The sequence below is a fragment of the Ruegeria sp. C5 genome (genome assembly GCF_056537605.1).
Window position 1 is genome coordinate 535,769 of record NZ_JBQFRX010000002.1, and the last position, 23,644, is coordinate 559,412.

A 23,644-nucleotide genomic window follows, 5' to 3' on the forward strand; every position below is an offset into this window, starting at 1 on the left:
GTTATGTCCGGCGGGGTTTGACGCCCGCCGGACAAAACAGCTCGCCACCCATCCAAAAGGAGCCAGCTTTTCATGTTGAAGTTTGCAACCCGCCGCTTCGGGCTAGCGCTGCTTATCCTGTTCGTGGCGGTTACCGTCATGTTCCTGATGATCCGCGCCGTCCCCGGGGACCCGGTCCAGATCATGTTGGGGCCACGCGCAACACCTGAGCTTCAGGCCCAGCTCACCGCTGCGTTGGCGCTGGATCAACCAATCTGGAAACAGCTGGTCATATTCTATAGAAACCTGGCCCGTGGCGATCTGGGAATCGACGTATTCTCGGGCCGGTCAGTGACAGATATCGTGTTCCAGCAGCTACCCTACACTCTGGAACTGATCTTTGCGTCGATCCTGTGGTCCGCCACTTTGGGAATTGCACTTGGGGCATATGCCGCTGCCCATCCAAACACTCTGATCGATCGCATTGCGGCGGCGATTTCGGTCAGTTTTGTTGCAGCACCCGCCTTTGTCGTAGCACTTCTGTCGCTATTGGTCTTTGCCGTGCATCTTCAGTGGTTTCCAGCCATCGGCGCGGGCGAAGGCTTCTGGGGTCGCATTGATCACCTCGTTTTGCCCGCCTTTGCCATCGGGCTAAGCTGGGTGGGCTACATCGCGCGGTTGGTGCGCGCCTCGATGTTGGAAGTCTTAGGCGAAAACCACGTTCGGACCGCACGTGCCTTCGGTATCGCAGAGCGCCGCGTGGTGATGGTTTATGCCTTGCGTATCGCCATTCTTCCGGTTGTCACGGTGATCGGCGTCGGCATGGGTTTCCTGCTGAGTTCGGCCGTATTCGCCGAAATAGTGTTCGCGCGCCCGGGTCTGGGCAAGCTGGTGATCGACAGCATAACCACCCGCAATTACCCGATTGTCATGGGCTCGGTTCTGATCTCAACCGGTTTGTTCGTCGTGTCGACCGCACTGGCGGATCTGATCAATGCGTGGCTCGACCCACGCGCTAGACAAGCGCATTGAGGAAAGCCGAAATGGAAAAATCTCGTTCTGAACTTGGTCAGATCATTGTCGGCGTCGCCCGCGACCCTCTGGGTCTGATTGGTTTGGTCATTGTCGGCACCATCGTCTTCTGTGCGATTTTCGCCTATTGGATTGTGCCCTATGATCCTGTGGCCATGGATATCAAAGCCCGGTTGCAAGGCCCGTCTGCCGAGCACCTTCTGGGTACGGACCAACTTGGCCGCGATACGTTTTCCCGCGTGATTGCCGGCGGTCAGGTTGCGTTGAAAGTCGCCTTGCCTGCGGTCTTTGGTGCGATGGTAATTGGCCTAACCTTGGGAATGATTGCGGGGTATGGGCCAAAATGGCTCGACAACCTGTTGATGTTGTTCTTTGACACCATCCGATCCTTCCCAACCGTGATGTTCGCGCTGGCCGTTGTGGCCCTGGTCGGTCCCAGTTTGCAAACGGTTGTGTTCGTGGTGATGGCGACTTCGATCCCAACCTATGGCCGTGTGGCGCGAACGCAGACCCTGACGTTGCGCAATTCCGAGTACATTCTGGCCGAGCGGTCGATGGGGACCAGCATGGCCCGCATCTTGGGTGTGCACATGCTACCAAATATCGTGGGGGTTCTGGCCGTCCTGGCTGCTATGGACATCCCGACGGTAATCGCGCTTGAGGCGGGGCTGTCCTTTCTCGGGCTTGGCGTGAAGCCCCCAACCCCCAGTTGGGGCGCACTTCTGAAGGACGGGTATTCCCTGATCCGACAGACACCTTGGCTGGTGGTGGGCGGCGGTCTGCCGATCATTCTGGCAACCCTGGGCTTTACGTTTTTAGGGGAATCCCTGCGCGACGTGGTTGATCCCAAACTGAGGAAACAGCGATGACCGAAACTCTTCTGGAAATCGAGAACCTCAGCGTCGATTATGAAACGGCACGCGGAGATCTCAAAGCATTGCGGGATATCACCTTTGACATCCGCAAAGGAGAGATCGTGGGTATTGTCGGTGAGTCTGGTTGCGGAAAATCAACCTTGATCTCGTCGATCCTGCGGCTGACCGCACCGAACACGCGGTTCCGGCAAGGCGAAATACGCTTTAAGGGGCAGGATCTGTTGCAAGTGCCTGAACGCAGGATGCGGGATTTGCGCGGGGCCGATATCTCGATCATCTTTCAGGACCCGATGCAGACCCACAATCCGGTTCTGACCATTGGCCAGCAGATGGTCGATATTCAGCACCGGTCCAAGGCTAGTAAGCAGGAAAAACTGGCCAATGCGGCAAAGATGCTGGGGGCTGTCGGTATCCCGGACCCAGAGGCTCGGTTAAAGCAGTTCCCGCATGAGTTCTCGGGCGGGATGCGGCAGCGGATCGCGATTGCCATGGCGTTGATGTCGAAACCCGACCTGCTGATCGCGGATGAGCCGACCACCGCGCTGGACGCCACGCTTGAGGTGCAGATCATCGAACGCCTGCAAGAGCTGCAGCGCGAATTCCATTGCGCCATCCTATTTATCTCGCACCATCTGGGTGTGATCGCGGAACTGTGCGACCGAGTGGTTGTGATGTACGCAGGCGCCGTTGTCGAAAGCGGTGAAGTGCGCGAGATTTTTCACAATCCCAAGCACCCTTACACGCGCCGTCTAATCGACTGTGACCCGGGCCATATCAAGGAACGCGCACGGGTCCTGCCAACCATTCCGGGCGAAGTACCCGATCTGGCCAACCTGCCCGGTGGATGTATCTTCCGCGACCGCTGCGACCAGGCGATGCCGCGCTGTGCAATGGACGTTCCCCCCTTGGATCTTCTGAAAGAAGGGCATCACGCCGCCTGCTGGCTGAACCATGAGGAGGCCGCGACATGAGCCTGCTGAACGTCCACGACCTGCAAACCAGCTATGGCCCTGTCAACGTGCTGGCTGGCGTCAGTTTTGAGGTCGAAGCTGGCGAAACCTATGCTCTTGTCGGCGAGAGCGGCTCGGGCAAGACAACTGTCATCCGTGCGATTGCTGGTCTGGCCCCGGCGCAAGCCGGCTCGGTCGTGTTTGACACGCAGGAGATACGGGGTGCGCCGGAACGGGTCATGCGCCCACTGCGCAAGGACATGGCGATGATGTTTCAGGACCCTGTGGGCAGCTTGTCACCACGCCTGACAATCCGAAGCTTGATCACGGAACCCTATCGCATTCAGGGCATGAAAGATCGCGATCTGGATACCGAAGCCAAGCGTCTGCTGGAAATGGTGAACCTGCCGGTGCATTTCGCGGACCGCTATCCCTATCAATTGTCCGGTGGCCAGGCACGACGGGTTGGTGTCGCCCGCGCTTTGGCGCTGGAGCCGAAACTGATCCTGGCGGATGAACCAACGGCAGGGCTGGATGTCTCGGTACAGGGTGAGCTGCTGAACCTGCTCAATGACCTGCGGGAACGCCTGGGCCTTGCGATGGTGATCATCACCCACAACCTGAACGTGGTGCGCCACGTGGCAGACCGCATGGGCATTATGTATCTGGGTCGACTGGTCGAGGAAGGCACGACCGAGGCGATCTTCGACGATCCGCGCCACCCCTATACCCGCTGCCTGCTCAGCGCCAACCCCGAGCCGGACCCCGATGCGTGCCTTGAACGGATCGCGCTCAAAGGTGAGCCGCCCAGCCTCTTGCAACGCCCGTCGGGCTGTGAGTTCCGCGAAAGATGCCCGTTTGCCAAAGACATCTGCACACAGACACCGCAATGGGAGGTTGCGGCGGGCCACGGGCTGCGCTGTCTCGCACCCTTGTCGGGTGCGCCTGCTCCGGGTCACTAAAGGATGAGGGAAACACTCTATTTTGGCGGTCCCATCCTGACGATGGACGCCGACAATTCCCGACCCGAGGCGGTGTTGGTGCGGGACGATGTCATCATTGCGGTGGGGGACGAAGCAACGCTGCGGCGGCAGATGTCATCCGATGCGGGTGTATATGACCTAGCTGGCCAGACCCTGATCCCAGCCTTCATCGACTCGCACGGCCACTTCCCAGATCCCGGCTTCATCCAGCTGTTTCGGGTTGATCTTGCATCACCTCCGCGCGGCGCGTGTATGGATATGGCGCAAGCTTTGGAAAAGCTGCGCTGCCGGGCCGAAGAGACGCCTGAGGGCGATTGGGTGATGGGCGTTTTGTTCGACAACACCGCCATTTCAGAAGGCCGCATGCCCTCCCGGGCCGAACTGGATGATGTCTCAACGGCGCATCCAATCTGGGTTCTGCATGCTTCGGGTCACAACGGCGCGGCCAATTCGATGGCGCTGAAGCTGCATGGCGTCAATCGCGACACCCCGGACCCGGCCGGAGGGCGTTATGGCCGCGACCCCGATACCGGCGCCCTGACGGGGCTGGTCGAAGGGCTGTTGGCCATGGGCGAAATGGGCGATACTGATTTTCTGATCGGCCGGGACAGGTTCTGGCAAGGGTTCAACGCCTGCCGTGATGAGTATTTGTCCCACGGAGTAACTTATGCACAGAACGCTTGGGCATCGCAGGTTATGCTCGACCACTTTGCCAGCCTTCGTGCCGATCAGGATCCCGGCATTGATTTGGAATTATTGCCAATTGCCGATCTGGAACCGGCTCTGAGCCAGGGCTGGATCGACGATAACTGGCCCGGCAACCCACATTTTACGCTGGGTGCGCGCAAGCTGTTTACCGATGGCGCGTTCCAGTTACAGACTGCCTATCTGTCTGCGCCCTACCACAAGCCGCTGGACCCCGATCACCCCTGTGGCATGATCTATGCCACGCAGGTCGACATGGATTTCGAGGTTCTCCGCCTACACGCTATGGGGTTTCAGATCCACTGCCATTGCAACGGGGATGCCGGGGCCGAGATGTTCATCGATGCGGTGGACAAGGCCTTGTTAGCGCATCCGCGAGACGATCACCGCCATACAATCATCCACGGCCAGGTTCTGCGCGACGATCAACTGGACCGCATGGCGCGGCTTGGAATAACTGTCAGCTTCTTTTCAGCACATGTGCATTTCTGGGGGGACCGACATTACGATACCTTCCTCGGCCCGGAACGCTCTGAACGGATTTCGCCAGCCGCAACTGCGGAACGATACGGTGTACGCTATACGATCCACAATGACGCGTCGGTTACGCCAACGCGGCCAATCCATCTGGCGCATTGCGCGGTGAATCGACTGACTGCGTCCGGCCGGCAACTGGGTGAAAAGGAAAAGATCAGCGTACTGTCTGCGCTTCGGGCACAAACTATCGATGCGGCGTGGCAAGTGTTTAAAGAAGATCAGCGCGGTTCGATTGAGCCCGGAAAACTGGCAGATTTCGCCATCCTTTCTCGCAATCCCCTAGATGATCCTGAACGGCTGCTCGACACATCGATTGTTGCAACCATCCGGCGAGGACAGATTGTGTTTGGCGCCACCAAATCCAGAAAAGAACTGGAATTTTAGAATGACAGCCAAACGCATTGCCATTGCCGGATTTCAACACGAAACCAACTGCTTCGGAGCGACCAAAGCGGGTCTGCCCGAGTTCGAGATGGCAGATTCCTGGCCCGAAATGTTGCATGGCGCGCGTGTCATCGCAGACACCAAAGGCATGAACCTACCCATCGCCGGGTTTTCTTCCGCCGCGAACCAGGCAGGTTTCGAGCTTTTCCCAATCCTGTGGTGTGCGGCAGAACCTAGCGCTCATGTCACGGATCACGCGTTCGAGAAGATATGTACTATGATCTTGGATGGCCTTCGCGGCGCGGGACCGCTGGACGGAGTGTATCTCGACCTGCACGGTGCCATGGTGACTGAAAGCCTTGCCGATGGTGAGGGAGAACTGTTGCGCCGAGTACGTGATCTGGTAGGGCAGGACGTTCCGGTCGTGGCGAGCCTGGACCTGCATGCCAATATCTCTGACCAGATGATCTCGCAGGCGGACTATCTGGCAATTTTCCGCACGTACCCGCACCTCGATATGGGCGAAACCGGCGCGCGATGTGTGCCGGTTCTGCAAAGGCTACTGGCCGGAGAGAAACTGCACAAAGCCTTCCGGCAGGTGCCCTATTTGATCCCATTGCACGCGCAATACACCTGGGCCGCACCGTTTGATGAGATTTATCAGATGCCCACCCAGTTCGAACATACCCATGTCTTTGCAGAAATCGCGCTGGGTTTTACTGCGGCGGATTATCCCGATACTGGTCCGTCCTGCGTTGCCTACGCGACCAGTGCCGCGCAAGCGACCGCCGCAGTAGATCAAATTGTCGACCTTTTTCTGGCCCGAGAACCTGATGTGGACTGCTCTATGTTGTCGTTGGACGAAGCCGTTCTGGCCTGTCGTTCGCATCGCGACAAACCGCTCGTGTTAGCGGATGTACAGGACAACGCAGGCGCAGGCGGCACATCCGATACCACCGGACTTCTGGCCGCTTTGATAGAGGGGGACGCGCAGAAGGTGTTGATGGGTCTCTTCCACGACGCCGAAAGCGCAGAGAAAGCGCATCGTGCAGGCCAAGGCGCAAAACTGAACCTGGCCATCGGCGGAAAATCAGGTCTGCCCGGACACCACCCCGTTGAGGCAAAGTTCGAAGTTCTGGCCATCGGAGATGGCATCTGCCGATACTCAGGTGAGATGTACGGAGGCGGCATCGCGACGCTTGGCAAAACGGCCGCTCTGAGGATGATAGAGTCTGGCGCGAAGATAGACTTGGTCGTCACCAGTGTGCGCAACCAATGCCTAGACCGCGCTCATTTCACCCATATCGGCCTGAATCCCACATCCTATTCAGTGATCTGTGTCAAAAGCACCACACATTTCCGGGCGGATTTCCAACCCATCGCAAGCGACGTGAAAGCCGTTGCCGCTCCAGGCACCTTTCTCTGCGATCTGGACCAGATCCCCTACTACAACATCGCAGGCAAACGCCGCATCGAAACAAGTGGACCCAAAACCAGAAACCATTGATTTCCCACCCGCATCGCAGCTCGCAATCGACATAGCAGGCGCAGAAACTGCATTGAGACCCGGCTCGTGAACTAAGAGATTGGAAACTTCTCGCTTCCCGTTTTGACATTGCCGCGTCATCTTTCGCTTCAAGCCTACAGAATATAGGGCTTACACCGCTTCTGTTCGGCAGAAACCCAAGCCTGTTACGACCAAGCTTTGATAGAGTAACCCTGCGGCAAATCCCGACCCAGCGAACGGAGCTTGCTAGCGCGATTCACGGTTCGAAATCGAGCGGTGAATATGTCTGACTTATATTGGTTGGCTGGCGCACATATAGCGCGTCTTGAGCCCTTATTCCCCAAATCACACGCCAGTCATCTACGCGAGACCCGCGGAGTTACAGACCCAGATTGTGATGATCTGCTAAAACCCGCTTTTTATCGGAATAGTGAACGAAACCGCAACGCTGGGAAATACCATCACACCGGATACCTCCGCTCAAACAATCTGGTCTGAGATCCGGCCTGTTCGGCGTTGGATGTAGACGGCAAGTGTAGCTATCGATAGACAACTTCCACAGGGTCAAACCGAAAACGAGTGCCCGAGGCAACCCAGGCAACAGGAAGAAACTATGAAGCGCTGTGCAATTGTACAATTTGAACCGCGCCATGAAGAAGTCATCCCCAGCTTGGTGGCCGCCTGTAATGCCAACGGGTACCGACCACGAATCTTTCTGCATCGCCGGATCTTAAAGCTGCGCGGAGATATCATGGCCTTGGTCCCGGGATTGGAATTTGATGTTGAGTATGTGCCTTTAAGCACGCCGGATTACCGGGCTGCGGATGCACCAAAACATATCAAGTCTACTATGGCTGCAATTGAAGCGGCCGAACATGACTTCGTCCTCATGGCCTCTTTGAGTCGTCCAAAAGCGGCAAGCTGGGCGCATGGAGTGAAAAAGCCATTGATCATGGTCCTGCATAATCTGGATCAGTTCAGCCAGATGGCACCCCTGCGCGAGACGCTTCAGATGCCAAATGCGCGCTACATCAGCCTGAGTGCACATGTCACGGCTGAATGGATCAGCCGGGTGGGCAAAGCCCATATGGACAGGATCGCGACGTTGGAGCCGTTTTATTGGATCGATGATCCGGAACCAAAGTTGGGCCAGCCGCGTCAGGTCGTGATCCCCGGCAACGTTAACATGCGGACACGTGATTACCCTGGCCTGCTGGATCTTCTTGGCAATCGACCGGACGCCTTTCAGAATCTGCATTTCATTCTGCCGTCAGGAGGCGGAGATCGCGCCAAGGTTGAAAGTGAGATCCAGGACCGAAAGCTTGACGCGCGTTTTACGTGCGTGCCTTTGGACGACAGCGGGCAGGTGGGGCATGCCGCGTATTTTAACGCACTGGCGGGCGCTCAGGTGATACATCCGCTCATGCCATTTGACTATGAACAATATCAACGGATCAAGATCACATCTGCCCTGTCCTCTTCGGGTGGATTCTGTGTGCCGATCGTCATGGACCGCTGGTCAGAGGCCTGTTACCGACCACCAATGCTGATTGCTGACAATGGGTTAGAGGCAAGCCTGACCCGCATTTCAGAGGCGAGTGATGCAGAACTCAGCGATCTGCAGGTAGCTCTGAAGTCTTACCGCCGATCTGCACTTGAAAACGGAGCCGTCGGGCTACGACGGCTAATTGAACAATAAGTGCCTCTATCCGGTTCACTCTCAGCCTTTTAGATCCACCTACCACCGAGTTGGAAATCACCCAAGTTGGCAACATGATGCCGCGCCGTACTTTTTTCGTTCCTACGCGAAATTCGCAGTTCAGAACATCTGCAAAACCGTTATTCTCAATGAGCACCACATGACATGCGGTCTGGCGGATCACCAGACTGAAGCGTCGGATCAAAGGAATAGAATGACACGAAAGCTAGCGATCCTGACGGTCAAAGATGAAGGCGCGTTCCTGTTGGAATGGCTCGCCCATCATCAGATGGTTGGTTTCACTGATTTTCTGATCTTCTCAAATGATTGCGCGGATGGCACCGATCTGATGTTGCACCGACTCGAAGAGATGGGGCAAATCACTCATGTCAGCCATGAAGCCAAGCCTGATAAGAGCGTACAGTGGCAGGCTATGAAACAAGCCGCCAAACATCCTCTATTGAAAGAAGCAGACTGGATACTGGCGCTCGATATTGATGAGTTTGTAAATATCCATATTGGCGACGGCTCATTAAACGCGCTCATCCATAGCCTACCCGAGGCGGATGCGATCACGCTCACCTGGCGGCTATTCGGAAATGCAGGGATCGTTTATTTTGAAGATGCGCCGGTGACCGAACAGTTCACTTCCTGCGCCCCCAAACCCATCCTTTGGCCCTGGCGCGCCTCAATGTTCAAAACGCTTTATCGCAACAACGGGATTTACCATAAACCAGGCATTCATCGGCCAATTTCGCCTGATCAGACCCGCGTGGATGAGGCGCGCTGGTATGATGGATCAGGCCGTTTGCTTGGTGGCGATCATCGCCGCCAGCGGGTATTTTCCAACTATACGCAAGATACGACCATGAGGGTTCAGCTTAACCATTATGCTTTGGGCGCGATGGACTCCTTTCTGCTCAAACGTGCGCGTGGACGTGGGGTGCATTTCAAAGAGAAAATCGGCATGGATTATTGGGTCGATTACAACTTTAACAGCGATCAGGACGTCTCTATTTCCCGCTACCAATCGGCACGGGCTGCTCGGGTTACCGAGCTAAAATCAGATGCCACACTGAAGAAGCTACATGACAAGGCCTGCGAATGGCGGCACAAGCGATTTAAGGAACTTTTGGAGTCAGAACCTGAACGCGCGTTTTTTGCTCGCCTGATGATGGCTGGCCAAACCACACCTCTGACGGAGCATACGGCCCGTCAGCTTATTTCAGTTGCCATGCGCGCGAACCAGAAAGCCGCCGCAGAGTCCGAGTAGGAGCCTTCCTTCGTGCCGCAATCATCAAAAACCCATCCTGAATATCTGTCTACTCGTGCAGGCCGTACGCGGCGGATATTTCAGGTCGGTTTCAACAAGTGCGGCACAAGGTCGATTTCCGCCTTTCTAGATAACAACGGCATTCCGACGGTTCACTTCAAGCGTGGCAATCTGGCCCGCGCGCTCGCTAACAATCTTAAGTATGGCTATGCGCCGCTCAATGGCATTGACCGTTGGGTCGGCTACACCGACATGCAGATGGTGAGCGGCTCACGCGTGATTGAAGGTTGCCGTTATTTTCGTCAACTCGCGGCATATTATCCCAATTCCTATTTCATATTGAACACTCGAGACAAAGACAGGTGGATCGCAAGTCGCCGAAACCATGGCAATGGGTTTTATGCCGAGCGTTATCGTAAGGGTATGAATTTCGAGTCGGTTGATCAGGTAATTGATCATTGGTCAGAAGAATGGGACCGGCATCATCAGGAGGTGCCCGATTTTTTTAAGGACCAACCGGATAAATTATTGATATATAATATAGAAACAGACAGCCCTGACCAGATGTCCGAGTTCCTTGCGCCTGATTTTGAGACTGATCCGACTTTCTTCGGCCATGAGGGTAAAACGTCCGGAGGCAATGACGCCGACGATGCGGTTTCTCCGAATTGAGATGTCATGGCCTGCTTATTTAAGCAGCATAAGAAATCGAGTGTGGGCGAGAACGAAAGGTTCGGTCGCCAACTCTCTGACGAATGAATGCGACTTAAAACTTGCCCAGCTTAGCTGGCTAACGGAGTGACAAGACTGAACAGGCAGGCTGCGCCGCCGCGCACCTTTTGATTGCCTTGATTCCTAAGGTGCGCGCGATGCTCTTGCCGTTGGCAATCTTTTGGAAAGGCCGTTGATTTCGACAATTTGGGCAATGAGCGTCGTAACTGTTGGTTTACTCTTGGTGCTGTTAGAGCACAAAATCCAGACCAATATCGAGGCAGTGTGCACTGTGGGTGATCCAGCCCATAGAAATCAAATCAACACCGGTGTTCGCCACAGCCCGCACATTATCTGGGGTTATCCCGCCTGAAGCTTCGGCAATGGCTTGACCATCAATCATGCCTATAGCTTCGCTTAAGGTTCTTGGATCCATGTTATCTAGAAGCACCGCATCAACACCGATTTTCAGTGCTTCGGCCAACTGCTCCAGCGTGTCGACCTCGATCTCGATCTTGACCATATGACCGACTGTCTCTTTGGCCCGAGTCAAGGCTGGGCGGACACCCCCGGCTATGGCGATGTGGTTGTCCTTGATCAGCACCGCGTCACTTAGGGAGTAGCGATGGTTCATGCCGCCGCCTGATCGCACAGCGTATTTCTCTAACGCCCGCAAACCGGGCGTTGTTTTTCGGGTACAGACGATGGCAGCACGCGTGCCTTCGACGCGGCGAACCATATCGGCAGTCACACTTGCAATACCCGATAGATGACCCAAGAAGTTGAGCGCCGTACGTTCGGCAATCAGCAGACTGCGCGACGGCCCTTTGAAAGTGGCGATCACTGCGCCGGGCGCAACTGTCCCACCATCCTCGACATGGCGGATTACTTTGATCGCCGGATCTATCAGCTCACAAGCCAATTCAGCACAATCCAGACCGGAAATACATCCGGATTGACGCGCGCAAGCCACAACTTCGGAAACATGATCCGAAGGAATAACAGCCGAAGAGGTGACATCTCCGGCGAGGCCCAAATCTTCATCAAGTGCGCGGCGGATCACCGGCTCCAGCATCGTTCGGGGCAACGGGGCTAGGGGCATGATAGTCATTTCTCAAGCAGTCCTCAAAAAGGGTTCCTGACTGGTCAAACTCGCATGAGCAAGTACTTCGGTCAGAGTCATCAAAAGAGATTGCGCGTTCGCCTCAGGATTGGGGAAGTCACTTCGGTAATGTCCGCCCCGCGATTCACGGCGCAGATCGGCAAAGACCGCGATCGAAAGCGCGACTAGTGCCGGGTCAGAAGCGCAGGCAGCGGTTTCGACCAACGGAGACAACTTTGAAATGACTTGACGCAATCCCACCTCGTCGCGGATCAAACCCAGAAATTTTGTAGCCAAAGGCCGGACAGAGCTAGGGTCAGAACGAGGCAGAGCGGTAACTGTAGGAACAAATGACAGGTTTCTCATTTCTGCCTTGGCAACATCATTTGCGGCGCGGCATCCCATCACCACCGCCTCCAGCAGTGAATTGCTAGCAAGGCGATTGGCACCATGCAGGCCAGTGGCCGCGCATTCACCTATGGCCCAAAGGTCTGACAGAGTGCTTCTTCCATGCTCATCAACGGCGATACCGCCCATGTGGTAATGCGCAGCCGGAAGTATCGGTATGGGATCGCGCGCCGGATCAATTCCGCTTGCTGCGCACAATGCATGGATGCCAGGGAACCGCTGGACAAATTCGGCACCAAGCGCGGCACGAGCATCAAGAAACACTCGCCCACCTTCCAATATGACCTGATGCACGGCACGAGCCACCACGTCGCGCGGGGCCAGTTCAGCCCCCGGAATATGCGACATGAAGCGCTTGCCGGTTTGGTCAATCAGAATTGCGCCTTCGCCCCGGACGGCTTCACTGACCAATGCCAGTGGTGTCTGCTTGGCATCCAGCGCTGTGGGATGAAACTGGACAAATTCCATATCGCGCAACGCTGCCCCGGCGCGGGCGGCCATCATGACACCCTGGCCGAAATTACCTGAAGGGTTGGTGCTGACACCAAACAGACCGCCGCAACCGCCTGTCGCCATAACGACCTGAGATGTGCGCAATACCTCTGCTTGGGCATCTTTTTGCAGATGAACGCCTGTGACGTGTCCGTCTAGCGTCAACACCCGTCGGGCTTCGACTCCGGTCAAGCAAGTGATCGACTGGCATTGCAACACGGCACTCGCAAGGGCCGATGTGATTTCGGCTCCGGTGCGGTCGCCGCCTGCATGCAGTATGCGGCGGCGGGAATGCGCGGCCTCGCGCCCCAAGGCATATGTGCCGTCGGCGGTTCTATCGAAACGAACGCCATGTTTCTCTAAAGCAGTGATCGCCTTTTGCGCTTCGCAGAGAATGGCCGACGCCAGGGTTTCGTCGCACAGCCCGTCGCCCGCCCGCAAAGTATCGGCCAAGTGTTGCGCAGGATCACCATCCGCGCCTAGTTCGGCGGCAATCCCTCCTTGAGCCCAAGCGCTGGAACATTCCTGGCCCAGCCCTGCACGGGTGATTAGTACTACGGGTTGTGGAGCCAGTTCCAGCGCAGCCGTCAGCCCGGCGATGCCGCCACCGATGATGGCAGTTCGACCATGAAGCCCTTCGAGCCCGATCATTTCACTGCCAGCATCCGTTCCACCGCGCGGCGCGCATCTTCTGCGATGGCCGGATCGACGGTGACCTCGTGATGGCCAAGTTCCAATGCGTTGCGAATGTTGCGCAGACTAATGCGCTTCATATGTGGACACAGGTTACAGGGGCGCACGAATTCCACCTCAGGATGGTTCAGCGCCACGTTGTCGCTCATCGAGCATTCGGTCAACAGGCAAACCCGCGTCGGTTTTTTGTCGCTGACGAAATCCGACATGACTGCGGTAGAGCCAGAAAAATCTGCTTCGGCAACCACTTCGGGCGGGCACTCAGGATGGGCCAGGACCGTAACACCCGGCCACGCTTCGCGCATTTCACGTATATCGGCTGGAGTAAACAATTCGTGCACCTCGCAATGTCCATGCCATGCGATCAATTCGACATCGGTCTCTTTGGCGACGTTCTTGGCGAGATACTCGTCCGGGATCATCAACACGCGCGACACCCCGAGGGATTCCACCACCTTTACTGCGTTGCCCGACGTGCAGCAGATATCCGATGCCGCCTTCACCGCTGCCGAAGTGTTTACATATGTGATCACCGGAACGTCGGGATGGGCTTCACGCAAAAGCGCAATATCCTCGGGTGTGATGGAATCCGCCAGTGAACACCCCGCCCCCAAATCTGGGATCAGCACTGTCTTATCCGGATTCAGCAGCTTGGCAGTTTCCGCCATAAAATGCACACCAGCCAACACAATTACATCGGCATTAACCTCGACAGCTTCTCGCGCAAGCGCAAGGCTGTCGCCCACGATATCGGCAACTCCATGGAAGATCTCCGGCGTTTGGTAATTGTGGGCGAGGATGACCGCATTCCTCTCACGCTTGAGATCAAGGATGGCTTCCAGATCATCTTCAAACAGCATCCATTCGGGTTGCGGGATGATCTGCTTTACCCGGTCGTAGAGGTCTGGAAGGCGAAAATCTTTCATTGGCTTCTCCATTTATACTCGAATCGAGTATATTGAGGTCATGCTTATTCTCGATTCGAGATTATGTCAAGCGAGGTTCAGGACCGGGAGAGAGGTAATCTGACGCCCGACAGCATGCGAGCCTCTAGAATGGCCGGCCGATATCGGAACAGGCGTGCCGGACGACCACCGGTGCCGCTGGACATTTCGCCGGTATCTTCAATCAATTCCTGCTGATCAATCTGGCGGCGAAAATTGGGTTTGTGCAGGTGTAGACCAGACAGCGCTTCAACTGTGCGCTGTAACTGCAGCAAGGTGAAGCTTTCGGGCATGAGCTCGAACACAACCGGAGAGTATTTTATCTTGGCCCGCAAGCGAGATATGCCGGTGGCGAGAATGCGACGGTTGTCCGCTTCCATGTGACGACCGAATTCAGGAGTGTCAACAAGCCCTGCTTCGTACATAAGCTCATAACGTTGCAAAACCAGCTCTTCGTTCCAGGTCTTCCCATTCAGACCAAACAGATAGTCCACACGCTGCAGTTTTAGCGGATCACTCCCTGCCCAAGCTGAGATACGTTTGATAATTTGTGGTAGTTCTTCGGGGCTGCGATCGCGATGATCCTCCCATGGGAAGTATTGATACCAGCTACGCCATGCCGGACGTCCAGCACCAGTAGTATCCTGCTCCCGCACCAGACCGAGATAGCTGATCGAGATACGCTGAGAGTTGTCGGCATAACCCGAGCGTGGATCGCGATCCTTGTCTGCAAAGGTGTAAAGCTGTTCAAGATATCCCACCGGATGGCCGGTCTGCGCCTCAATCCAGGCCCGCAAGCCGCTTTGCAAGCTGCGGTGTGAAGATTCGAACGGTCCCGAAGGTAGCGCGTTACCGCCACGCAAGGTCATGACACGCGGCTGATCATCAGTCACGGCGATTAGGATTGCGATCAGTTCGGCAGGGGCTAGTCCACTTGGCAAGGAATTTCCTGTTTGTAGAATGTCGCGAAGCGTTGGTTAGAATGTGCGTTCTAACCCAAATTTAGTACCTTGGCTTGAAGAAAAATACAGTGTGACGGGTGCTTCTTCAGAGAACAAGCATTTCTGGCCCAGTTAATCGTCCCACTGTTCTAACATCAGGTTACTACTTTCGGTCCAATGAACCTGAAATACAGTTTCGTCTCACGACTTGAGAAGTGTCGCAAGATATGGGTTCGGGCTGACCAAACAGCCCGTTGAGGTATTCGTTTCGCTAAAGTAGTTCTCAGAACGGTCTTACGTATGATCTTTTTGAAGGCTGCCGTTTCCGCAAAGACATTAATGATTACACTAAATACTTCGATTTGCGACACACAGTGTCTTATCGAAATTTGGAAGCGATCATAGCATTTCGCAGCTAAGGTCTGACCACTTCACATTCGACAGTTGGGTTGTGAAGCTTCCTCCAGTTCGAAGATACCCATCCGACCCGCGGCGCTAAGCAGCCAGTTCTTTGAATCGTTGTACGGGACGGGGTCCAGGAGTGAATTGAAATCTACGGATCGGGACCTCTAGGTAGTTTGATATCTTGGCTGATGTTCACAAATTGCAAGTTTCAGAACAACCCAGTTTGATTTTTGCGTCATGCGCTTTGACTTTCTTAGGCTGAAGATTCTGATCCCGCATTGACACCACGGATGAAAGAGTCCGCGCACGGCGGTAACAATCCAGCAGTCGTTCGGACGGGGCATTCTGCTGCTCCGATACCAGCACTACTGGTCGAAAACTTCTCCCGGTCCAATAGTCAGAAAGAGAGAGGCCCAGGGCAGCAAAACCCTGAGCCAGCTTTCAATCGGACGGTCCCGCCTCAGCCGCCACTCGAGTTTGCTAACCCGGGCTGGGCAAAATCATTGGCGGGTGGTGTCAAATCCTGCGCACCGGTGCCGGGCATCAACTCGAAACCCAAATCGAATTGATCCAGGGTCGAAGCCAGTTGCGCTACGATCTCGGCGTTGCCCTCAGACTGCGCGGTGCCATCAGCGAGCATCTCGGTCAATCTGCGCTCACCGGTCATGACCTTTTCCAAGTCCGTGCGGCTCAGACTGATCGAAAGATCGGCGCCTTCCGCCACCTGATCGACGATATGAGTCAGAGTGGCATTGCTCATCTCGATAACGATGTTCTCGTCCCGGTCGGGGATCGACAGGTTGATGGTGAACTCCATATCGGCGGCTTTGGCGCTATTGACGCGAATGGCCAGAAAGTCGAGCCACATCGTGGTCTGCATCGCCTTGATCGTATCGGGACCGGTGGTCTCGATGGTAGCGCCCTGCGGAATACCGTTGCGCAGTTCGAACGCCGCACCAAGGAACGAGTTGCGGACCGAAGGGCTTTCCTTCTGATACCCGATCTGCTCGAACGCGTCGGCCAACAGGTCCTTGGCGGCCTGGTTCTGTGGCTCGGCGTAGACCAGTTTGTTCAGAATCCCGGTCGCTTCAAGGTATTTGCCGGTGTTCACCAGTTCCTGCCCTTTTGTCAGGATCGGTTCGGCACCGCCCATCATCTCGACAAACAGCGGCGCGCTGTCTTCTGGCGACAGGGGTGTCAGCGTGGTGGGGTTGGCATCCCAGTAGCCCAGATAACGGTTTATCACCGCCCGGCTGTTATGCTCGACCGAGCCATGATAGCTGCGCGCGGCCCATTGCTGCTGCAGGCTTTCCGGCACGTCATAGACGTTGTGAATCTGATTAATGGTCACGCCTTTGTTGGCCAGATTCAGTACCCCGTTGTTAAGATTGGCGTAAGTGTCACGCTGCGCACGCATCACTTCCTGAATGCGCTCATTTCCGTAACGGGGCCAAGAGTGAGAGGCGAACATCAACTCGGCATCCTGCCCAAACTTGTACAGCGCGTCATTGACATGCTTGGACCAGCTCAGCGCATCGCGCACCAGTGCGCCACGCAAGGTATAGATGTTGTGAATTGTGCCAGTGATGTTTTCCGCCGCCCAGAATGCCTTGAGGTCGGGGAAATAGGTATTCATCTCAGCAGGTGCTTCAGTACCCGGTGTATTCTGGAAGATCATACGCACGCCGTCTACGATGATCTCTTCATACGCGTCCGAGACATAGCGGGTCGGTTCGATCAGGCCCGTGGTGCCAGCCGAGATGTTCTTGCCGATGGACTGATCCACATGACCGAACGGGCTGCGTGGCAGCAATACGCCGTATTGGAAAAACAGACGGCGGTTCATCACGTTGCCCGCATAGACGTTTTCGGAAACCGCATGTTCCATGAAACCTTCGGGCGCGATCACCTCCACGCCGTTTGCCACGTCCTCATCGGTGATCACCCCGCGCACACCGCCATAATGGTCGGCGTGGGAATGCGAATAGACAACCGCCTTGACAGGAAGTTCGCCCACGGTGTCGTTCAGCAGCTTCAGCGCTGCAGCGGCAGTTTCCTTGGAGGCCAGCGGGTCAAAGATGATCCAGCCGGTATCGCCACGAATAAAAGTGATGTTGGACAGATCGAAGCCACGCACCTGATAGATGCTGTCGTCGAGAATCTCGTACAGGCCGAAATTCATGTTCAGGATCGCCTGACGCTGCAACGACGGGTGGATCGAGTCGAACTCTTTGCCCTCGAGCAGATAGTCATAGCTGCCGATGTCCCAGGCGACGGTGCCATCCTCGGTTTTGATCTGGCGGTATTCTGGAACCGCAATTAGCCCCTTGCGGCTTTCTTCAAAGTCACGCTCGTCATCGAACGGCAGGTTATTGCGTTGGGTTTGCTGGAATTCGATCGTGTAATCCGAGGGCAGCTTGCCCTTCGTGTCAAAGTGCTGAGGACTACCATCCTGCGCGACGGCAAGACCTGAGGTCAGCGTCAAAAGGGTGACGGTCAAGAGTAAGGTGGTTCGGCGTGGCATATATAATCGGTTCCTATCATGAACGCTTCAAAAGAGATCGCAGCGCAGGAGGTCTGACGGGACGAACCACGAGGTTGAAATTCGTCCCGCCGGTGCATTGACCTCCAGATGTGCCGAGATGCGCGATCTTTTGGAAGCCGGGTGCCTGCCTGTACGACCAGCAGTGCGGCCCTCTTATCCGCAGAATTTTTCCCGAGAAGTGCAAACATGTTGCCACCTGTCGAAAAACACATGTATCAACGAGGCCAACATAATAGTTTTCCTTGGTTTTCCCGAGGCAGAGGGATATTGAAGTGGATACTACCGAGCGTGAAATTCGGGTACAGATGCAACGTATCCTGGAGCATCCGGATTTCACCGCCAGCCCCAAACGCCGCGCATTTCTGAACTATATCATCGAGGAATATCTGGCTGGTCGTTCAGATCAGATCAAAGGCGTGTCGATTGCCATGTCCGTCTTTGACCGCGACGAAAGCTTCGACCAGCAGGTCGATCCGATTGTCCGACTTGAGGCGCGGCGACTAAGGCAGGACATTGACACCTACTATGCCGGGCCCGGTCGGGGCGATCCGATACGTCTCACCATACCCAAAGGAGGATACGCGCCGCGGTTCGAAAAATCTTCACTGCCCAGCCCTGATCAGGCACCTGCTGACGCCCGGCCAAATGCCGGGTTCAGCGGACGACGACGCGCTGGGATTGGACTGGCTGTCGCCTTTGGCCTGGCATTGTTTGGGCTAATCTGGGGATTGACCCGTTCAGGGACGCCTGAGGAACAGGCAAATCACAGCTTGCCCAAAGGGCCCGTCGTGGCTGTACTGCCCTTTGAAACTCTGGGAGAGGGCCCCGATTACCTCGCCGATGGTCTTACCCGGCAGTTGACGACCGAGTTGATCCGGTTCCGGGACATCTGGGTCTTGCCCCTTGGCAGCACACTGCATTCTGGTGAAACCGAGATTGATACGGCGAGCTTGCGTAAAGAATTCAACGCTGATTTCGCGCTGGAAGGCAATGTGATGGACAGGGGCGACATCTTGCGCCTGTCCGCACGCCTCATTGATCTGAAAGACCGAAGATATATCTGGTCGCAAAGCTATGAGGTCAGCAATACCTCCGAGGAAATCTATGCGGTACAGGACAGCATTATCCGAGATGTAATGGGTAAACTGGCCGGGAAATACGGGCTACTGACGCTTGGCGAGATGCGAGATGCCGATAGAATTCCACCCAACAATCGCGATGCTTATGACTGTGTGCTTGGTTATTACAGCTATCAGGTAACCATCAATCTGGATCGCCATGCTGAAATCAAATCCTGCATCCTGAACGCGCTTGAGAAGGCTCCGGATTATGCCGAGGCCTGGGCGGTGCTGTCGAACCTGTATCTGCAACAGATACGTTTTGGGCTGGGCGGAAATCGCGAACAGATTCTGGCCGCAGCCGATGCCGCAGCACGCCGGGCGGTCGAGATCGACCCAAATCTGGCGGCGGGACATCTGATGATGGCCAATATGCGGTTCGTGCTCGGTGATTTTGCCGGGTTCCGCGAGGCCGGGCAACGGGCGATTGACCTGAATCCGAATGACACCGACATTCTGGCCCATTACGGGATGCGTCTGGCGTTCAGTGGCGAATGGGACAAAGGACTTGCTATTGTAGACCGGGCAATCGCTCTGAACCCTGTGCATCCTCAGTGGTATCTGTTTCCGCGGGTTTTTTACGAGTTCGACCAGGGCGACTATGCAGCGGCGCTGGCACAATTGGAACAAATCGATATGCCAGGTTTCTTCTGGACCCATCTATGGCAGGCCGCGCTACACAGCAAACTGGGAAATGGGGAACAGGCCCAGGCGGCCCTACGCAGCTTGTTGGTTCTACGCCCAGATTTTTCATCTGTTGCATCGGATATACTTGCCATTTGGCAACTTGACGCCACTTTTAAGGAGAACCTGTTGGCCAGCCTTCACAAGGCTGGTTTGTCAGATTCTTGACCGGCTTATCCAGTTTCCGCACACCTATTCATCGGTGGGTTTCACAGTTATCTGGAATCGCATCACCCTTGTACGCAGCAATAAGTAAACCACGTCAGATGGCTGACTTTATATCATCAGATCGTCGTTCATTTTCTAGCTTTCACGCAAGCGGGCCAACGGTCGCTGCCGGTCCATGTCTGGAATGGTTTGTCAGAGTTGGCACATTTTGGGGACGGCCTTTTACGTAGTTTCGGCATTGCAAAACACTTTGCTCATCGGTGCTAAACATGCGGAAGTTGATCACCTGTAGCCTGAAAGAAGCGCGCTTCTGGGTGGGATATGTCAATTCGATGCGCCAACATGCAAGGCAATCGAAACGCGTCTTTGGAAGATCTGCGCGACACTGTTCACCCACCCAATCAGGCCGGTTTCTTTAACTGTTACAACTGAAACGTTTATTCGGCATTAGAGCACTCCTTCTCTGGTCAGAATTTACCCCAAATTACGAATTCTGTTCGGACCCTTTTCTGAGTCACGGCCAAGGCCCCGTTCGATAAACCACTGAGTAATCTGCAGCCATTACTAGCCCACCACACCGTGACCACGCACCTGCATGCAGTTCACAAGCACATGACGCCGCGCCATTTCGTCATTGTACTGGCCGCGCACAGATCCGACTATGCCACCTGCGATCGCACCTCCGATGACATCTTCCTTCTCGCCAACAACCCAACCAGTAACCGCGCCATCAATAGCGCCGAACGTAGCATCTATTTTACGCTGCCCAGGATTGAAACTCGCGGCCATCAATCGGCATTCAGCCTCATCTGTGTAGAAGGTCGCATTCCTGGTTCCGTCAACCATCAGTGGCTTCTGCATCGGGTACTGAGTGCATGCGGTAAGACTGATGAGAGCAACAAAAATGAACTTTTTCATCGCAGCTTTCCTTTCGGGAATCGAAGTAATTGCTTGGCGTACGCGCTAAACTTGCCTGCCTAGGCAAATCTCATTTAGGAAGTTTACGATTGTCGAAAAATAGCCCAGCCATTTTACGCAGCGTAAAATTGCATTTGTTTCGCTGGCTCGGTCGCAAACTTCTCTGGCGCATGAATACAGCGCCTTTCTTGCGCAGCTAAGTTGGCTAACTAGGCAACTAGCTTAACGCGAAAAAACCGTCGGCCGAGCATGCCGCAGGCGTGACGGCACGCAGCCGCGTAGGGCTGCGGCACAAGAAAGTCGGCGGCCCGAAAGTCTTTTTCAATTTTTACAGGGTCTTCTATTCAGCCGCGTAACGCTCCATGTCGGCAAGGCGCGTATATCCGTCCCGCGTCTGTGGTGTTTTAATGCCTAGAATATTTCCGGCGATTTGGGTCCGGAGAATCTGTGCGGTCCCGCCGCCGATAGTGAACATGCGCACATCGCGATACATCCGCTCCAGAGGTTCACGATCGCTGTAGCCGCGCGCGCCGAACATCTGCAGCGCATCGCTGACCACCTTAATAGCCATCTCGGACGCAAAAAGCTTGGCGCGGGCGGCCATGGTCATATCGGGATACTGACTGCCGTTTGGGCCACGCGATCGTGCCGCTTCATGGAGCAGCAGCCTAGCTGCATGAACTTTCGTGTCCATATCGGCCAGCATCCATTGAAGCCCCTGGAATTCTGCAAGCGGGCGCCCGAATTGTTCACGTTGAACGAGGTAGCGTTTTGCATGTTCAAGTGCCCCTGCCGCAACACCCATAGCAACTGCTCCCGCACCGACGCGTTGCGAATTGTAAGCGTTCATCAGGTCGGCAAAGCCACGCTTCAATCCTGAAGGCGGTTTGACCAGCCATTTCTCGTTGATCTCGATATTTTCGAACCGCAATTCTGCTTCGGGCATACCGCAAAGGCCCATCGTGTATTCGCGACCCACCACGGTGAACCCCTTGGGCGTATCACCTGACATCGGATCGGCAAACAGAATGAAACCGCCAATCCCCTGATCGACGCCTGCCTCATCGAGCACGCGGGCAAAGATCAGGTGCAGCTTCGAGACCCCTCCACCAGTGATCCAATGCTTGGACCCGTTGAGGATGTATGTGCGACCCTGTTTCCGCGCGGTAGTCTGCAATTCGGTCGCGGCACTTCCCGAGTCTGGTTCGGTTATGCAGATCGCGGGCTTATCTCCTGCCAGGACATGCTGAGCACAAAAAGCCTTCTGCTCATCATTGCCGTACCCCATGACCGCACTGATGCCGCCCATGTTGCTCTCGACAACGATGCGGGCGGTCAGGGTGCAGGCTTTCGCGATCTCTTCGACCACCATGGTGACATCCAGAAAACTCGCGCCCTGCCCACCATATTTCTTTGGAATGGTCATACCCATGATGCCAGCATCGGCCAATTCACCAACATTCAGCCAGCAATACCTGCGCGATCTGTCCCAATCTGCGGCACGTTTCTCAAATTCTGGGGCCAGTTCTTTCGCAACGTTCACAAGCGGATGCGGCATGCGTGTCCCTCGTCTCTGTTTTTAACAGAATACGCTTGCAGTAATACAACACAATCGAATAAAATTGGATATCTAATCCAATATACCTTAAGTTATGCAGACACGTTCTCTCAGAACCCTCATACGGGTCTCGAATGTCGGCTCCTTTGCGAAAGCGGCCGAGCAGCAAAACATGACATTGTCTGCACTTTCAATGCAGATGAAGGCGCTTGAGGTGGAGCTTGGCGTCGACCTCTTTGACCGCACCGTACGACCACCGCGACTTACGCCAATCGGCCGGAGCGTCGTCGAGGCATCGATCCCGCTCCTGCAGCACGAAGACAGCCTTCTCAAAATCTGTCGCCCGACGGACACGCTTGTTGGGCATTTCCGAATAGGATTTGTCACAACTGCTGCCGTTCGCTTGCTGCCGAACTTCCTGAACAACGCAAAACGTCAAGCACCGCAAGCGACCTTCTCATTCGAAACCGGCCTGTCCAAGGTTCTACAAGAAAAGGTTGTAAGCGGTCAGCTTGATGCCGCCCTTCTTACAGATGCAGAAGGTGTTCCCGACACGCTTGCGGAAAAGGTGCTTCGAGAGGAACCCTTTGCCTTTGCAGCCCATGAGAAATTGCTGAAAGACGGCCTCGCGGGTTTATTGAATGCGCAGCCCTTCTTTCACTTTATGCCCGACACCGGGATCGGAAAACTCATTGCTGGAGAGATGCTTAAGCACAAAAGACCAAAGGGTTCCGAAACCATTGTCCTTGATAACCTTGAAGCGATTATGGAGTGTGTTTCGGCAGGGTTGGGTTTTACGCTTCTGCCTGTCCCCGATGTTTTGCGGTATCGGTCTGACTACGTCAAAAGTATTTGTCTTCCACAATCGTCGGCTCGGAAACTTGTCCTTGCGACCGTACGCAAGGGTGCGCTGGCTGGAAGTGAGGCGATGCTTGCCTCGCTATTCTCGACGGGCGAGGCCGCCGCTGCGAGCGAACAAGACACACCTCTCCCACACTCGCGGCTTCGGCTTGATCGACTATGATCTTGAAAC

General features: G+C 55.3%; 18 protein-coding genes. 11 read left to right on the plus strand and 7 right to left on the minus strand.

Going from position 1 to position 23,644, the window contains the following annotated elements:
• Positions 1–72 precede the first annotated feature (72 nt).
• From ACR0AW_RS10330 to ACR0AW_RS10370, 9 genes are all read left to right on the plus strand, one after another.
• Entirely contained in the window at positions 73–1,011 is a 939-nt protein-coding gene (locus tag ACR0AW_RS10330; protein ID WP_170732785.1) for an ABC transporter permease, read from the plus strand.
• 11 nt (positions 1,012–1,022) lie between these two features.
• The gene (locus ACR0AW_RS10335) at positions 1,023–1,880 is read left to right on the plus strand and encodes an ABC transporter permease (RefSeq protein ID WP_170732786.1); all 858 of its coding nucleotides are present in this window, start codon (positions 1,023–1,025) and stop codon (positions 1,878–1,880) included.
• On the plus strand, positions 1,877–2,857 hold the full coding sequence (locus tag ACR0AW_RS10340; protein ID WP_170465722.1) for an ABC transporter ATP-binding protein: 981 nt from the start codon (positions 1,877–1,879) through the stop codon (positions 2,855–2,857). Before ACR0AW_RS10335 ends, ACR0AW_RS10340 begins: the two co-directional genes overlap by 4 nt.
• Positions 2,854–3,798 (plus strand): ABC transporter ATP-binding protein, encoded by a 945-nt coding sequence (locus ACR0AW_RS10345; RefSeq protein WP_170732787.1) that lies wholly within the window; start codon positions 2,854–2,856, stop codon positions 3,796–3,798. The genes ACR0AW_RS10340 and ACR0AW_RS10345 overlap by 4 nt, the downstream gene beginning before the upstream one ends.
• 3 nt (positions 3,799–3,801) lie before the next feature.
• The gene (locus ACR0AW_RS10350) at positions 3,802–5,445 is read left to right on the plus strand and encodes an amidohydrolase (protein ID WP_170732788.1); all 1,644 of its coding nucleotides are present in this window, start codon (positions 3,802–3,804) and stop codon (positions 5,443–5,445) included.
• A gap of 1 nt (position 5,446) precedes the next feature.
• On the plus strand, positions 5,447–6,952 hold the full coding sequence (locus ACR0AW_RS10355) for a M81 family metallopeptidase (protein WP_170732789.1): 1,506 nt from the start codon (positions 5,447–5,449) through the stop codon (positions 6,950–6,952).
• A 751-nt stretch (positions 6,953–7,703) separates the two neighbouring features.
• Positions 7,704–8,651: a hypothetical protein gene (locus ACR0AW_RS10360; protein WP_170732790.1), complete on the plus strand. Its 948-nt coding sequence runs from the start codon at positions 7,704–7,706 to the stop codon at positions 8,649–8,651.
• Between the two features lie 214 nt (positions 8,652–8,865).
• On the plus strand, positions 8,866–9,924 hold the full coding sequence (locus ACR0AW_RS10365) for a glycosyltransferase family 2 protein (RefSeq protein WP_170732850.1): 1,059 nt from the start codon (positions 8,866–8,868) through the stop codon (positions 9,922–9,924).
• A 12-nt stretch (positions 9,925–9,936) separates the two neighbouring features.
• The gene (locus ACR0AW_RS10370) at positions 9,937–10,596 is read left to right on the plus strand and encodes a sulfotransferase (protein ID WP_170561660.1); all 660 of its coding nucleotides are present in this window, start codon (positions 9,937–9,939) and stop codon (positions 10,594–10,596) included.
• 289 nt (positions 10,597–10,885) lie between these two features.
• Here the strand turns inward: ACR0AW_RS10370 and nadC are convergent, their stop codons facing one another.
• The 5 genes from nadC to ACR0AW_RS10395 all read right to left on the minus strand — a co-directional run bounded on the left by nadC (position 10,886) and on the right by ACR0AW_RS10395 (position 18,120).
• A complete protein-coding gene (gene nadC, locus ACR0AW_RS10375) occupies positions 10,886–11,737 on the minus strand; it encodes a carboxylating nicotinate-nucleotide diphosphorylase (protein WP_170732791.1) in 852 nt (283 codons plus the stop codon).
• 12 nt (positions 11,738–11,749) lie between these two features.
• A complete protein-coding gene (locus ACR0AW_RS10380; RefSeq protein ID WP_170732792.1) occupies positions 11,750–13,288 on the minus strand; it encodes an L-aspartate oxidase in 1,539 nt (512 codons plus the stop codon).
• Positions 13,285–14,256 carry a quinolinate synthase NadA gene (gene nadA / locus ACR0AW_RS10385; RefSeq protein WP_170732793.1) on the minus strand — a complete coding sequence of 324 codons (972 nt, stop codon included), beginning with the start codon at positions 14,254–14,256 and terminating at the stop codon, positions 13,285–13,287. The genes ACR0AW_RS10380 and nadA overlap by 4 nt, the downstream gene beginning before the upstream one ends.
• Positions 14,257–14,333: 77 nt before the next feature.
• Positions 14,334–15,215, minus strand: coding sequence for an NUDIX hydrolase (locus ACR0AW_RS10390; RefSeq protein ID WP_170561666.1), 882 nt, complete (start codon positions 15,213–15,215; stop codon positions 14,334–14,336).
• A gap of 865 nt (positions 15,216–16,080) precedes the next feature.
• Complete coding sequence (locus ACR0AW_RS10395) at positions 16,081–18,120, minus strand: alkyl/aryl-sulfatase (protein ID WP_480439015.1); 2,040 nt, start codon at positions 18,118–18,120, stop codon at positions 16,081–16,083.
• A gap of 317 nt (positions 18,121–18,437) precedes the next feature.
• Between ACR0AW_RS10395 and ACR0AW_RS10400 the strand changes: the two genes are divergently transcribed.
• Complete coding sequence (locus tag ACR0AW_RS10400) at positions 18,438–20,135, plus strand: tetratricopeptide repeat protein (protein ID WP_170732795.1); 1,698 nt, start codon at positions 18,438–18,440, stop codon at positions 20,133–20,135.
• A gap of 564 nt (positions 20,136–20,699) precedes the next feature.
• Here the strand turns inward: ACR0AW_RS10400 and ACR0AW_RS10405 are convergent.
• Together ACR0AW_RS10405 and acdA are read right to left on the minus strand one after the other, a co-directional pair.
• Complete coding sequence (locus ACR0AW_RS10405; protein WP_170732796.1) at positions 20,700–21,053, minus strand: hypothetical protein; 354 nt, start codon at positions 21,051–21,053, stop codon at positions 20,700–20,702.
• A 340-nt stretch (positions 21,054–21,393) separates the two neighbouring features.
• Positions 21,394–22,611 carry a 3-sulfinopropanoyl-CoA desulfinase gene (gene acdA, locus ACR0AW_RS10410; RefSeq protein WP_170732797.1) on the minus strand — a complete coding sequence of 406 codons (1,218 nt, stop codon included), beginning with the start codon at positions 22,609–22,611 and terminating at the stop codon, positions 21,394–21,396.
• A 94-nt stretch (positions 22,612–22,705) separates the two neighbouring features.
• Here acdA and ACR0AW_RS10415 point away from each other — a divergent pair, with 94 nt between their 5' ends.
• Positions 22,706–23,635: a LysR family transcriptional regulator gene (locus tag ACR0AW_RS10415; protein WP_170732798.1), complete on the plus strand. Its 930-nt coding sequence runs from the start codon at positions 22,706–22,708 to the stop codon at positions 23,633–23,635.
• Positions 23,636–23,644 lie beyond the last annotated feature (9 nt).